11 protein-coding genes are annotated in these 13,878 nt (G+C 71.3%); 10 read left to right on the plus strand and 1 reads right to left on the minus strand.

The window, feature by feature from the left end; genetic code table 11:
• Window positions 1–228 precede the first annotated feature (228 nt).
• From ACLZOT_RS05190 to ACLZOT_RS05205, 4 genes are all read left to right on the plus strand, one after another.
• The gene (locus ACLZOT_RS05190; protein ID WP_416967511.1) at window positions 229–2,004 is read left to right on the plus strand and encodes an ATP-binding cassette domain-containing protein; all 1,776 of its coding nucleotides are present in this window, start codon (window positions 229–231) and stop codon (window positions 2,002–2,004) included.
• A 152-nt stretch (window positions 2,005–2,156) separates the two neighbouring features.
• Window positions 2,157–3,035, plus strand: coding sequence for a FadR/GntR family transcriptional regulator (locus tag ACLZOT_RS05195; protein WP_416967512.1), 879 nt, complete (start codon window positions 2,157–2,159; stop codon window positions 3,033–3,035).
• 432 nt (window positions 3,036–3,467) lie between these two features.
• The gene (locus tag ACLZOT_RS05200; RefSeq protein ID WP_416967513.1) at window positions 3,468–5,015 is read left to right on the plus strand and encodes an RNA polymerase sigma factor; all 1,548 of its coding nucleotides are present in this window, start codon (window positions 3,468–3,470) and stop codon (window positions 5,013–5,015) included.
• Between the two features lie 134 nt (window positions 5,016–5,149).
• The gene (locus ACLZOT_RS05205) at window positions 5,150–6,016 is read left to right on the plus strand and encodes a S1 family peptidase (protein WP_416967514.1); all 867 of its coding nucleotides are present in this window, start codon (window positions 5,150–5,152) and stop codon (window positions 6,014–6,016) included.
• Between the two features lie 102 nt (window positions 6,017–6,118).
• Here ACLZOT_RS05205 and ACLZOT_RS05210 read toward each other — a convergent pair whose 3' ends face one another.
• Window positions 6,119–6,349 (minus strand): DUF7455 domain-containing protein, encoded by a 231-nt coding sequence (locus ACLZOT_RS05210; RefSeq protein ID WP_055721807.1) that lies wholly within the window; start codon window positions 6,347–6,349, stop codon window positions 6,119–6,121.
• 442 nt (window positions 6,350–6,791) lie between these two features.
• Between ACLZOT_RS05210 and ACLZOT_RS05215 the strand changes: the two genes are divergently transcribed.
• From ACLZOT_RS05215 to ACLZOT_RS05240, 6 genes are all read left to right on the plus strand, one after another.
• Window positions 6,792–8,915 carry a DNA gyrase/topoisomerase IV subunit B gene (locus ACLZOT_RS05215; RefSeq protein ID WP_416967515.1) on the plus strand — a complete coding sequence of 708 codons (2,124 nt, stop codon included), beginning with the start codon at window positions 6,792–6,794 and terminating at the stop codon, window positions 8,913–8,915.
• Between the two features lie 294 nt (window positions 8,916–9,209).
• Window positions 9,210–9,731, plus strand: coding sequence for a DUF1453 domain-containing protein (locus ACLZOT_RS05220; protein ID WP_416967855.1), 522 nt, complete (start codon window positions 9,210–9,212; stop codon window positions 9,729–9,731).
• On the plus strand, window positions 9,728–10,882 hold the full coding sequence (locus tag ACLZOT_RS05225; protein ID WP_416967516.1) for a sensor histidine kinase: 1,155 nt from the start codon (window positions 9,728–9,730) through the stop codon (window positions 10,880–10,882). The genes ACLZOT_RS05220 and ACLZOT_RS05225 overlap by 4 nt, the downstream gene beginning before the upstream one ends.
• Window positions 10,879–11,571, plus strand: coding sequence for a response regulator (locus ACLZOT_RS05230; RefSeq protein ID WP_416967517.1), 693 nt, complete (start codon window positions 10,879–10,881; stop codon window positions 11,569–11,571). The genes ACLZOT_RS05225 and ACLZOT_RS05230 overlap by 4 nt, the downstream gene beginning before the upstream one ends.
• A 79-nt stretch (window positions 11,572–11,650) precedes the next feature.
• Entirely contained in the window at window positions 11,651–12,202 is a 552-nt protein-coding gene (locus ACLZOT_RS05235; protein WP_416967518.1) for a DUF485 domain-containing protein, read from the plus strand.
• Window positions 12,199–13,791, plus strand: a complete 1,593-nt coding sequence (locus ACLZOT_RS05240) for a cation acetate symporter (protein WP_416967519.1) — start codon at window positions 12,199–12,201, stop codon at window positions 13,789–13,791. Before ACLZOT_RS05235 ends, ACLZOT_RS05240 begins: the two co-directional genes overlap by 4 nt.
• The last annotated feature ends 87 nt before the right edge of the window (window positions 13,792–13,878 follow it).

Raw genomic sequence — 13,878 nt, forward strand, 5'->3', positions numbered from 1 at the left:
GTGACGCGGGGTGAGGGGCCGCGAGACGGCCGTACGCGCGACGCCGAGGCCCCCGGCGGCGGGTGCCCGCCGCCGGCCCGCAGCGGGCGTTGAGCGCCGATCCGGTGCGCGCCCTCACGGACGCCCGGCGCCGACCGCCGCCTCCTGAGCCCCGCTGTGCCCCCGGGCTCGGTGCGCCCGGCCGTGCGATGCCTCAAAAACCCTAAATGGGGCGCTATCTTGCTGCGGGTGATCCAGGCATTCGGACTGACCAGCATCCCCCGCAAGGATCTCCCTCCCACCGTCGACGACGTCTCCTTCGAGGCGCGCGTCGGGCATGTCACGGTGCTCCTCGGAGTGCCGGGGGCGGGCAAGAGCACGGCGCTGAGACTCATGCTCGAACTCCAGCAGGGCCGTGGCGTCACGTACTTCAGGGGCCGCCCACTGCACCGTATCGCCCACCCCGCGCGCGAGGTCGGCGTGCTCCTCGGCGACGTGCCGGGGCACCCGGGCCGCACGGTCCGCGGGCACCTGCGGATGCTGTGCGCGGCGGCCGGCGTCCCGGCCCCACGGGCCGACGAGGTCCTCGAAGCGGTCGGCCTCGTGAGCCTGCGCGAGGAACGCCTCGGCGCCCTGTCCCGGGGCATGGACCGCCGCCTCGGCCTCGCCTGCGCCCTCCTCGCCGACCCGCACACCCTCGTCCTCGACGACCCCGCCGACGGCCTCTGCGCGCGCGAGAGCCGCTGGCTGTACGACATGCTCACAGCGCACGCCCGCCACGGCGGAACCGTTCTGCTGACCATGGCCGACCCCAAGGAGGCCGCCCGCACCGCCGACCACGTCGTCACCCTGGACGCCGGCCGCGTCGTCGCCGACCAGGACGCCCCCGCCTTCGCCCGCACCCGCCTGCGCCCCCGTGTCGCCGTCCGCACCCCGCACGCCGCCCGCCTCGCCGCCGAACTCTCCAAGGACGCCCGCACGACGCGCCGCTCCGTCGAGGTCGTCCAGGAGGACGGCAACCACCTCTCCGTGTACGGCAGTTCGTGCGCCGACATCGGGGACGTCGCCTTCCGCAACGGCATCCTCGTCCACCAACTCGCCGACGAGGTGGGGGACATGGGGCCCGGGGCACCTGCGGACGCCGAGGCCGAACCGGGTGACGGCGCCGACGGCGCCGTAGACGTCGTACGGGAGTCCCCGCTGCGCGCGCACGGAGCCCCCTCCCCGCTTCCGCCTCCCATCTCCGTCCGCCCCGCGCCGACCCCGCTGCGCCCCCTGCGCTACGAGCTGCGGCGGGCCGCGGGGATCAGTACGGGATTCGCCGTCGGCGCGGGGACGCTGGTCGTCTCCGTGGTCACCGCGCTGCTGCTGGCCCGGCTCGGACGCACGCCTCGGGAACGGCTGTTCGCGGCGTGGCCCGCGCAGTCGCCGCTGCCCCCTGCGGCCCTGGGGGCGGGACTGCTCGGGGCGCTGGCCTTCGGGGACGAGTTCCGGCATCCCGCGCTGGCCGCCGACCGCGGCACCGTCCCCCGGCGGCTGGGGCTGCTGGCCGCGAAGCTCCTCGTCTCCGCCCTCACCGCGCTGCTGCTGGCCTTCCTCGCGGTGGGCTGCGACGCCGAGGCGCTCTACCTCGTCTACGGACGGGAGGTCGCGGAAGTTCCCGCGGACTGGCTCTCGCTCGGCGCGAGTTGGACCGGCCTCGTCGTCGGGTGCGCCTGGGCGGGGGTGCTCGCGGCCGGCGTGTTCCGGTCCACGACGGCGGGGCTCGCGGCCGTGCTCGCCGTACCGGTGGCCGTCGTACCGCTGCTGCACCGGCTGTTCGCCGGCGCCTCCGTGCGGACGGCGGCCGGGATGCCCGCGCGGGCGCGTGAGATGTTCCTGCTGCGCTGGCCCTTCGGTGGCGAGCGTTATCTCGATGCCGCCGCGCGTGTGGTGGCCCAACCCGTGGGCGGTGCACTGGCGTTGTCGCTCACCACCCTGTTGTGCGCGTATCTGCTCACCACCCTGCGCGGCCGGGTCCGATGACGACCGTCCACGCGCGTGGTGCGCACAACTCCCCCCAGAAAGCCCATTTCTTTCCGATAAGGCGTCAATTCCGACGGGGTGAGCGATCACCCTTTCGTGTGCTTTTCACCAAAGCCCTCAAGGGAGTTGGGGCCGACGCCGACAAAAGATCCGTGAGTACCCTTGCGCACACCATGATGACCGCCGCCCGCTCCGCCGACTCCGGTCTGGCCGCCCCGGGCGAACTCGACCGTTACCCCTACGCCGAGGCCCCCGCCGACCGCTCTCCCATCTGGGACGGCGTCGACGCCGACCTGGGCCGCGTGGGCCGCCGTGCCACAGGCAGCCGTGGGCGCGGGCTGCACGGCCAACTCGTCCAGCAGCTCGGGCAGATGATCGTCTCCGGCGACCTCGGCGCCGACCGTCCCCTGGTGCCCGAGGAGATCGGCCAGCGCTTCGAGGTCTCCCGCACCGTCGTCCGCGAGTCGCTGCGCGTCCTGGAGGCCAAGGGCCTGGTGAGCGCCCGGCCGAACGTCGGCACGCGCGTGCGCCCCGTCAGTGACTGGAACCTGCTCGACCCCGACATCATCGAGTGGCGTGCCTTCGGCCCGCAGCGCGACGACCAGCGCCGCGAACTGACCGAGCTGCGCTGGACCATCGAGCCGCTCGCCGCCCGCCTCGCCGCGGGCCACGGCCGGGAGGACGTCCAGCAGCGGCTGTCCGACATGGTCGAGATCATGGGACACGCCATGGCGCAGGGCGACGCGCTGACGTACTCCCGCGCGGACGCCGAGTTCCACACCCTGCTCATCCAGCTCGCCGGCAACCGCATGCTGGAGCACCTCTCCGGGATCGTCTCCTCCGCCCTCCAGGTGTCCGGCGGCCCGGCCACCGGCTGCGACCGGCCGAACGAGGCGTCCCTCGCGCACCACGCGCGCATGGTCGACGCGCTCGCCGCGGGCGACGGCGCGGGCGCGGAGTCGGCGATGCGGCAGCTGCTCACCGTCCACCCGGAGGTGGAGCGCGTGGTCCCGGCGCCGCGCGAACACTGACCGCGCCTTTCGGGCGGTGCGGTCCCGGGGGTGCTCTTCCTCCCCCGCCGGAGTCCCTCCGGGCCGGTGCCCCGCCCTCCGGTCGACTCCGCAGGACCCCTCCCGGGCCCTGCGGAGTCCGACGGTGCACAGGGCGGGAGAGTGCTTTCGGTCATGAGGCGATCACGGTGGCGGCCTCCTCTGACCGTGTCTGACCGTTTTTGAGCACTTACGGGGTGTGACTCGGGCCACGTAGATTGGGCGTAACGCTCGTGGGAACAGCGCGATGACCTAAGAGGTGACAGCCGAGGAGGGAATACGGACGCCGTTCATGGCGCTGTGTATTCTCCCGGCCCCCGCCCGCCCGTCGGCCCATCCCCAAGGCCGGTGGTCGGCTCCTGTCCGCTGTGGACGGGGCCGGAAGCCGTTTTCCAACGTTCCGAGAGGTTGTTCGTGTCGGCCAGCACATCCCGTACGCTCCCGCCGGAGATCGCCGAGTCCGTCTCTGTCATGGCGCTCATTGAGCGGGGAAAGGCTGAGGGGCAGATCGCCGGCGACGATGTGCGTCGGGCCTTCGAAGCTGACCAGATTCCGGCCACTCAGTGGAAGAACGTACTGCGCAGCCTCAACCAGATCCTTGAGGAAGAGGGTGTGACGCTGATGGTCAGTGCCGCAGAGCCCAAGCGCACCCGAAAGAGCGTCGCAGCGAAGAGTCCGGCCAAGCGCACCGCCACCAAGACGGTCGCCGCGAAGACGGTGACCACCAGGAAGGCCACCGCCACCACGGCCGCCCCCGCCGCCCCGGCGGCCGGCGACGACGCGGATTCGCCCGCCAAGAAGGCCGCCGCCAAGAAGGCCGCGCCCGCCGCGAAGAAGGCGGTCGCGAAGAAGGCGGCCCCCGCCAAGAAGACCGCCGCGAAGAAGACCACGGCCAAGAAGGACGACGTCGAGCTCCTTGAGGACGAGGTCCTCGAAGAAGCCCCCGGCGCCGGCAAGACCGGCGACGAGCCCGAGGGCACCGAGAGCGCCGGCTTCGTCCTCTCCGACGAGGACGAGGACGACGCACCGGCCCAGCAGGTCGCCGCCGCGGGCGCCACCGCCGACCCGGTCAAGGACTACCTCAAGCAGATCGGCAAGGTCCCGCTGCTCAACGCCGAGCAGGAGGTCGAGCTCGCCAAGCGCATCGAGGCGGGCCTGTTCGCCGAGGACAAGCTGTCCAACGCCGACAAGCTGGCCCCGAAGCTCAAGCGCGAGCTGGAGATCATCGCCGAGGACGGCCGCCGCGCCAAGAACCACCTGCTGGAGGCCAACCTCCGCCTCGTGGTCTCGCTGGCCAAGCGCTACACCGGCCGCGGCATGCTCTTCCTGGACCTCATCCAGGAGGGCAACCTCGGTCTGATCCGCGCGGTCGAGAAGTTCGACTACACCAAGGGCTACAAGTTCTCCACGTACGCCACCTGGTGGATCCGTCAGGCGATCACCCGCGCGATGGCCGACCAGGCCCGCACCATCCGTATCCCGGTGCACATGGTCGAGGTCATCAACAAGCTCGCGCGCGTGCAGCGCCAGATGCTCCAGGACCTGGGCCGCGAGCCCACCCCGGAGGAGCTGGCCAAGGAACTCGACATGACCCCCGAGAAGGTCATCGAGGTCCAGAAGTACGGCCGCGAGCCCATCTCCCTGCACACCCCCCTGGGTGAGGACGGCGACAGCGAGTTCGGTGACCTCATCGAGGACTCCGAGGCCGTCGTCCCGGCCGACGCGGTCAGCTTCACGCTCCTCCAGGAGCAGTTGCACTCCGTCCTCGACACCCTGTCCGAGCGCGAGGCGGGCGTCGTGTCCATGCGTTTCGGTCTCACCGACGGTCAGCCGAAGACCCTCGACGAGATCGGCAAGGTCTACGGCGTGACCCGCGAGCGCATCCGCCAGATCGAGTCCAAGACCATGTCCAAGCTGCGCCACCCGTCCCGCTCCCAGGTGCTGCGCGACTACCTCGACTAGGTCGGTCCGTACGACGACGAAGGCCCGGTCCCTCTCAGAGGGACCGGGCCTTCGTCGTCGTACGCGCGGGTGCGCGTCACCCCACTGTCGATCACTCTGGGTTTTCGGTATCCACCCCAGAGTCAGGAGTGCGCATGCGTCTTCCCCTGGTCCGGGCGCTCGCCCGGCCGCTGGTCCTGGCGGCCGCGGTGGTCGCCATACCGCTGGCGACCACCGCCGAGGCGGCCCCCGACGGCATCATCGTGGGCGGCTCCCCGGTCGACGTCTCCCAGAGCCCCTGGACGGTCGCGCTGTCCAGCCGTGACCGGTTCGGCGGTAACCGGTCGGGGCAGTTCTGCGGCGGCGTGGCGGTCGCGCCGACCATGGTGCTGACGGCGGCCCACTGCGTCGGCGAGGACGTCCTCGGCGCCCCTCCGAACCAGGCGCGGGACTTCAAGGTCATCGCGGGCCGCACCGACCTGCGCTCGGACGCGGGCCGGGAGATCGCCGTCCAGGACACCTGGGTGAACCCGGAGTACGACCGCTCCAGCAACTCCGGGGACTTCGCGGTGCTCACCCTCGCCGAGCCACTGCCCGAGGCGTCGCTCATCGGGGCGGCCCCGGCGGGGGACGCGGCGTACGCGGCGGGGACGGCGGCCACGGTCTACGGCTGGGGCGACGTCTCCGGGTGGGGCGAGTACGCGCGCAGCCTGCGGGCCGCGCGGGTGCACGTCCTGGCCGACCGGTCCTGCGAGCGGGCGTACCCCGGAGGACCCGAGGGCGCCTACACCGCGCGGACGATGCTCTGTGCCGGAGAGGTCAGGGGAGGCAAGGACGCCTGTCAGGGCGACAGCGGCGGGCCACTGGTCGCGCGGGGCAAGCTGGTCGGGCTGGTGTCCTGGGGGAGCGGCTGCGGGCGCCCGGGGAGTCCGGGGGTCTACACGCGCGTCTCCGACGTCCTGAGGGTGCTGAACGGCCAGGCGGAGCCGGGAGGGTCCGCCAGGCCGTCAGGCGGGCGCTGAGCGGCTCTGCCGGGTACGCGTACGGGCGGCGGCCCCTGTCTCCAGGGGGCGCCGCCCGTACGCCGGCCTATGCCGGTTCTGGCTCGTCGTGAACGCCGGTGGTCAGCGCTCGTCCTCGGAGGCGGTCGCGGGAACGGCCGTCAGCCGCTCCGTCTCGTCCTGTATCTCGGCGGCGATCTTCTTGAGCTCCGGCTCGAACTTGCGGCCGTGGTGGGCGCAGAAGAGCAGTTCTCCGCCGCTCGCCAGGACAACGCGAAGGTATGCCTGGGCGCCGCAGCGGTCGCAGCGATCGCCGGCCGTCAGCGGGCTCGCGGGGGTCAGAACAGTAGTCACGTCGCCTCTTCTCTAGCTCGACGAGCTGTCGTACCAGGGTCAACATCCAACCAGCCTCAAACGTTCCCGCTTGCGGCTTTCCCTCGAAAAAATCTTTCGAGGCGGCTGTCTGCTGCCGGTTTGGCGGCGAATGTGCCGTATTGCGCTTCTTGTGTGCTTACGGTTTCGCGCTGTCGATCATGTGGTCGGTCCTCCCGGCGGGGTTGCCGGTTCGTTCTTGAGGACGTGCCCGGAGCCTAAATGGTTCATGCCTCGAAGGGAACGTGATATGTACTTCACTCCATCGAGCGATCGAACACGCATACGACTCTGGACTAGTCTGACTCCAGACGAGGGTGGCGTGACAACGGCTCTACCTGGCCTCGGTACCCTCTTGACGGCGACCGAAGCCGTGCCCTTACCCAGAAGGGCCCCACCTGAAATTCAGCGAGGAGCGAACCGCGTGACCGCCGATACGTCCGTGCCGTCCACTGCGCTGCTGGCAGGAGCAGACCGGGACGGCTCCAACTACACCGCGCGGCACCTGCTCGTCCTCGAAGGACTAGAAGCCGTACGCAAGCGCCCGGGTATGTACATCGGATCGACCGACAGCCGCGGTCTGATGCACTGCCTGTGGGAGATCATCGACAACTCCGTCGACGAGGCGCTGGGCGGGTTCTGCGATCACATCGACGTGGTGCTGCACGACGACGGCTCCGTGGAGGTCCGCGACAACGGCCGCGGCATCCCGGTCGACGTCGAGCCCAAGACCGGCCTGTCCGGCGTCGAGGTCGTCATGACCAAGCTCCACGCGGGCGGCAAGTTCGGCGGTGGCTCCTACGCCGCCTCCGGCGGCCTGCACGGCGTGGGCGCCTCCGTCGTCAACGCCCTCTCCGCCCGGCTGGACGTCGAGGTGGACCGCGGCGGCAGCACGCACGCGATCAGCTTCCGCCGCGGCGTCCCCGGCGCCTTCGCGGCCGCCGGACCCGACGCCGGGTTCGAGGCGCGCAGCGGACTGCGCAAGACCAAGAAGGTCGCCAAGGCCCGCACCGGCACGCGCGTGCGCTACTGGGCCGACCGCCAGATCTTCCTCAAGGACGCCAAGCTCTCCCTGGAACACCTCCACCAGCGCGCGCGCCAGACCGCGTTCCTGGTGCCCGGCCTGACCATCGTCGTCCGCGACGAACTCGGTCTCGGCGAGGGCGGCAGCAAGGGCGAGGAGTCCTTCCGCTTCGACGGCGGGATCAGCGAGTTCTGCGAGTACCTGGCCACCGACAAGCCGGTCTGCGACATCCTCCGCTTCACCGGCCAGGGCACCTTCCGCGAGACCGTCCCGGTCCTCGACGAGCACGGCCAGATGACCCCCACCCAGGTCACCCGCGAACTCGGCGTGGACGTCGCGATGCGCTGGGGTACGGGCTACGACACGACCTTCAAGTCGTTCGTGAACATCATCGCCACCCCCAAGGGCGGCACCCACGTCGCCGGCTTCGAGCAGGCCGTCACGACCACGATGAACGAGGTGCTGCGCACCAAGAAGCTGCTGCGCGTCGCCGAGGACGGCGTCCTCAAGGACGACGCCCTGGAGGGCCTCACCGCCGTCGTCACCGTCCGGCTCGCCGAACCGCAGTTCGAGGGCCAGACCAAGGAGGTCCTCGGCACCTCCGCGGCCCGCCGGATCGTGGCCCAGGTCATCGCGAAGGAGCTCAAGGCGTTCCTGACCTCCACCAAGCGGGACGCCGCCGCCCAGGCGCGGGTCGTCATGGAGAAGGTCGTCGCCGCCGCGCGCACCCGCGTCGCCGCCCGCCAGCACAAGGACGCCCAGCGCAGGAAGACGGCCCTGGAGTCGTCGTCCCTGCCGGCCAAGCTCGCCGACTGCCGCAGCGACGACGTCGACCGCAGCGAACTGTTCATCGTCGAGGGGGACTCCGCGCTCGGCACCGCCAAGCTCGCCCGCAACTCGGAGTTCCAGGCGCTGCTGCCGATCCGCGGCAAGATCCTCAACGTCCAGAAGTCGTCCGTCACGGACATGCTGAAGAACGCCGAGTGCGGCGCGATCATCCAGGTCATAGGAGCGGGCTCCGGCCGGACCTTCGACCTGGAGGCCGCCCGCTACGGCAAGATCATCATGATGACCGACGCCGATGTGGACGGCTCCCACATCCGCTGCCTGCTGCTGACGTTGTTCCAGCGGTACATGCGGCCCATGGTCGAGGCCGGGCGCGTCTTCGCCGCGGTGCCGCCGCTGCACCGGATCGAACTCGTCCAGCCCAAGAAGGGGCAGGACAAGTACGTCTACACGTACTCGGACCGCGAACTGCGCGACAAGCTCATGGAGTTCCAGACCAAGGGCGTGCGGTACAAGGACTCCATCCAGCGGTACAAGGGCCTCGGCGAGATGGACGCGGACCAGCTGGCCGAGACGACGATGGATCCCCGGCACCGGACCCTGCGCCGGATCAACCTGTCCGACCTGGAGGCGGCGGAGCAGGTGTTCGACCTGCTGATGGGCAACGATGTGGCGCCGCGCAAGGAGTTCATCTCCAGTTCGGCGGCGACGCTGGACCGGTCGCGGATCGACGCGTAGCCGCTGCGCTCGGCTTGGGCCGGTGCGGTTCGTCGTGCCGGGTTCCGGAGTCGTCGGGGTGCGGGTCGTCGGTGGTTGCTCGCGCAGTTCCCCGCGCCCCTCGGGTGCCCCTGCGGGGCCCCTCGGGGCGCTTGAGGGGCGTGTCGTCTCCACCCAGGGGTGGAGACGATCAGGGGTGGGATATCCACCCTTGATCCACCCTGGCTCCGATCTCCTGGGGCTTCGGTTTCCGTAGCTTCGGTGGTGTCGGCGGCGGTCGTCGCCGGCATCCTCGTTCCGCTCACGGAGGCAGTGATGGCCGGGCTCGTCAACGCGTTGGTGATCGTGGTGGTGGTCGCCCTGGTGCTGGTGCGGCAGTTCCGCGCGGCGCCGGTCGACGGGGAGCGGCGGTGGTGGCTGGTGCCCGGGATCCTCGCCGTCATAGCGCTGCGCGACCCGGATCTGCTGGACTCCGGCCATCCCGTCCTCTCGGGCGTGCTGCTCGCCGCGGAGGTGCTGATCGGGCTCGTGTCGGGCGCCGGCTGGGCCTGGACGACCCGGATGTGGGTCGAGGCGGACGGCGTCGTCTGGAGCAGGAGCACCAGGGCGAGCCTGGGAGTGTGGAGCGGCGGCGTCTTTCTCAGGGTGGCTCTGTTCGGCATCGGCGCGGCCTTCGGCGTCCACCTGCACAGTGCCGCCCTGATGCTCTCCCTGGCGGCCATGCTGCTGGTACGCGCCGGGTTCGTCACCCACCGCGCGCGAACGCTCGCCCGCACCCACGCGCCCTCGGCGTCGTACGGTGACCAGGGGGCCCGGAAGACGAGGGAGCGGGTGTGACCGAGAACCCATGGCTGCGCTGGCCGTCCCGGGAGGCGCTCACCCGCGAGGGACGCTCCCCGGTCAGGAACGCGCTGGGCCGGGTCGTCCGGCTGCTGCTGATCGGCATCATGGTGTGGAGCGCCTTCGAGAACAACTCCCGCGCGCACGGCTGGGTCCTCGTCGCGGGTGTGGGCCTCGCGCTCGTTGCCGTCGGGGCCGCGAAGGGGTTCTTCGCGCTGACGTTCGCCCACCGGCTGTGGCCCTCGCTGCTGCTCCTGACGCTGCTGCTGGGCGTCGCGGTCGTGGCCGAGGTGCTGGGGTTCGGCACCTCGGCGCTCGTCCTGTGGTGCGGCTGCGCCGTCGTGGGGCTGCAACGGCTTCCGTTGGGCGCCGCGCTCCCGTTCGCCTCGGTCGCGCTGAGCGCGTTCGCCGTGGTCAACGAGGACATGTGGCTGACCACGGCCGCCACGCTCGGCGCGCTCGCCCTCGTCGGCTACACCCTGCGGCTGGACGCCGAGGCCCGCGGCAACGCCTCGCGGCTGCTGGCCCAGGAGCGGGCCGCGCGGGCCGCCGAGGCGGAGTCGGCGGCGCTGACGGAGCGTGCCCGGATCGCCCGGGAGATCCACGACGTACTGGCCCACAGCCTCTCGGCCCAGCTCGTGCACCTGGAGGCGGCCCGCCTGCTGATCGAGCGCGGCGCCGACCGGCAGCAGATCCTGGAGCGGGTCGTGGCGGCGCGGGGGATGGCCAGGGACGGCCTCGACGAGACCCGCCAGGCGCTGTCCGCGCTGCGCGGCGAACTGACCCCGCTGGAGGACTTTCTGGCCGACCTGGCGCGGGCGACGGACGGTGCGCGGGTCACCGTGGCGGGTGAACGCAGACCGCTGTCGGTGGAGGCGTCCCAGACCGTGCGCAGGGTCGCGCAGGAGGCCCTCACGAACGTACGCAAGCACGCCCCGGGCGCGAAGGTCAGCCTCCGGCTGGAGTACGGTCCCCGCGAAGTGGCCCTGGACGTGCGGGACTCGGGCGGCTCGCCGGGTGAACTCGCGGGCGCGGGGGGAGGTTACGGTCTCCTGGGCATGCGGGAGCGTGCCGAACTGCTGGGCGGCTCGCTGGAGGCGGGGCCGGACGAGGAAGGGTTCGCGGTGAGGCTGAGGGTGCCGGTATGACGTCGCAGGAGCGGGGCGGGCCCGCGCGGGTGCTGGTGGCGGACGACCAGACCGTCGTCAGGGAGGGCATCGTGACGCTGCTCGGGCTGCTGCCCGAGGTGGAGGTCGTGGGCGCGGCGGTGGACGGCGAGGACGCGGTGCGGCTGGTCGCCGAACTCGCCCCGGACGTCGTCCTGATGGACCTGCGCATGCCCCGCTGCGACGGGGTCGAGGCGACCCGGCGGATCCGGGCCGGGTACCCGGGGACGCAGGTCGTGGTGCTGACGACGTTCGCCGACGACGAGTCCCTGTTCCCCGCGCTCAGGGCGGGCGCGCGGGGCTACCTGACGAAGGACGCCGGCGGCGACGAGATCGTCCGGGCCGTGCACGACGTCCTGTCCGGGGACGCGGGACTGTCGCCGAGCATCCAACTGCGGCTCCTGGAGCGGCTGTCACAGCCCGAACCGGAGCCGGTGGAACCCGCGGGCCCGCCCGACGGGTTGACGGTCCGGGAGACCGAGGTGCTGGTCCTCATCGCCGACGGCCTCAGCAACCAGGAGATCTCCCGCAGGCTGCACGTCTCGCCGACGACGGTGAAGACCCACATCAACAACCTGTTCGCCAAGGCGGGCCTCAAGGACCGTGCGCAGGCGGTGAGTTACGCATACAGAAAGGGGTTGGTAAAACCACCAAAATCGGAAATGGGATAAGTCGGCCCATTGTCGCTTGATGGGGTGAAGAATGCGGGAAAGAGAGTAGGGGATCTTCCCGTTCTGTCCATCATTGGGTATGCAGTTGAGCAACGACCGAGCCCGCAGTGGCGGGGGCGGTCCCGAGAGAGCACGCGAGCACCGAGAGGTGCGGTCCCCGGTCCCCGAAGAGCCGGCAGGCGTGCGGTACGACGATCCCTGGTACGACGCCCTGGCTCCCGACTGGCCCGGAGCGCAGCCGACGAGCGCCCCCGTGCCGGCGGTCCCGGCCCCCCGTGAGGAGACCGGCCGCGACGCGATGGCGGAGGTCTACCTCGCCGTCCAGCGCAGCGCCGCCTTCCAGGAGGTCCGCAGCCGCTACCGGCGGTTCGTGGTCCCGGCGGGCATCGGCTTCTTCCTCTGGTACGTGGCGTACGTCATCGCGGCCACCACGGCGCCCGGGTTCATGGCCCGGCCCGTCGTGGGCGCCGTCAATGTGGCACTGGTCGCAGGTCTCGGCCAGTTCCTCACCACCTTCCTGCTGGCCTGGGCCTACGCCAGACACGCCCGGCTGCGCAGGGACCGGGCAGCCCTCGACCTGCGCTGGGACACCCAGGAACTGACGCGCGGTGTGAAGGGCGGCAAGCCGTGAGCGGTACTCATCAGACCCTGGCCCTCGTGCTGTTCAGCGTGTTCATCGCGGTCACGCTGGGCATCACGACCTGGGTCAGCCGCAACCGCCACGGCTCGGCCGAGGAGTTCTACGCGGGCGGACGGCTCTTCTCCCCGATGGAGAACGGCTTCGCCATCGCGGGCGACTACATGTCGGCCGCCTCCTTCCTCGGCATCTCCGGCCTGATCGCGCTGTTCGGCTACGACGGCCTGCTCTACTCGGTCGGCTTCCTCGTCGCCTGGCTGGTCGTCCTGCTCCTCGTCGCCGAACTCGTGCGCAACTGCGGGCGGTTCACGCTCGCGGACGTCGTCGCGGCGCGGATGAGCGAACGGCCGGTGCGGATCGCGGCGGGCGCCTCCTCGGTCATCGTGTCGATCTTCTACCTGGTGGCACAGATGGTCGGCGCGGGCAGCCTCGTCGCCCTGTTGCTGGGCCGCAGTGGCGCCGCGACCCAGGTGTGGACCGTCATCGGGGTCGGCGCGCTCATGATCATCTACGTGTCGCTGGGCGGTATGCGGGCCACCACCTGGATCCAGATCGTCAAGGCGGTCCTGCTGCTGGGCGGCACGATCGCGCTGACCGTGCTGGTCCTCGTCCGTTTCCACGGCGACTTCGACCGGCTGCTGCTCACCGCGGCCGAACGCAGCGGGCACGGCATCGACTTCCTGGCCCCCGGCCTGAAGTACGGCGCGAACTGGACGTCACGCTTCGACTTCATCAGCCTCGGCCTCGCCCTCGTCCTGGGCACCGCCGGCCTGCCGCACATCCTGTCCCGCTTCTACACTGTGCCGACCGCGCGGGCGGCCCGCCGCTCGGTGGTCTGGTCGATCGGCCTGATCGGCAGCTTCTACCTGATGACGATCGTGCTGGGCTTCGGCGCGGCGGCGATCGTCGGCCCCGACACCGTGCGCCAGTCCAACGCGGCCGGCAACACGGCCGTCCCGCTGCTCGCCCTCGACCTCGGTGGCGGGGAGGAGTCCATGGGCGGCGCGGTGCTGTTCGCGATCGTCGGCGCGGTCGCCTTCGCGACGATCCTCGCGGTGGTCGCCGGCATCACGCTCGCCTCCTCGGCGTCCGTGGCCCACGACCTGTACGCCTCCCTGCGCCGCAAGCACGCCAAGCAGCGCAGCGAGGTCGCGGTCGCCCGGGTCGCGGCGGTCGGCATCGGCATCGTCGCGATCGCGCTCGGCATCCTGGCGCGTGAGCTCAACGTCGCGTTCCTGGTCGGCCTCGCCTTCGCCGTCGCCGCGTCCGCGAACCTGCCGGTGCTGCTCTACTCGCTGTTCTGGCGCAACTTCACCACGCGCGGCGCCGTGTGGGCGGTCTACGGCGGGCTGATCCCCGCGCTCGTGCTCGTCGTCCTGTCGCCGGTCGTCTCGGGCAGCCCCGAGTCGCTCATTCCCGGCGTCGACTTCCAGTTCTTCCCGCTCCAGAACCCCGGCATCATCTCGATCCCGCTGGGCTTCCTCGCGGGCTGGATCGGCACGGTCACCTCGTCCGAGAAGGCCGACGAGGCCCGGCACGCGGAGACGGAGGTGCGTTCACTGACGGGAGCCGGAGCCGTGTAGGGGCGGCGCCTTCACCGTCGTACGGCGCCGGGACCGGTCGTACGGCGGGCCGCTGGGCTTGGGTCATGGCGCGGCCCAGGCACGGCG

It is taken from the genome of Streptomyces sp. 4F14, assembly GCF_048159485.1.
Lineage (GTDB): Bacteria > Actinomycetota > Actinomycetes > Streptomycetales > Streptomycetaceae > Streptomyces.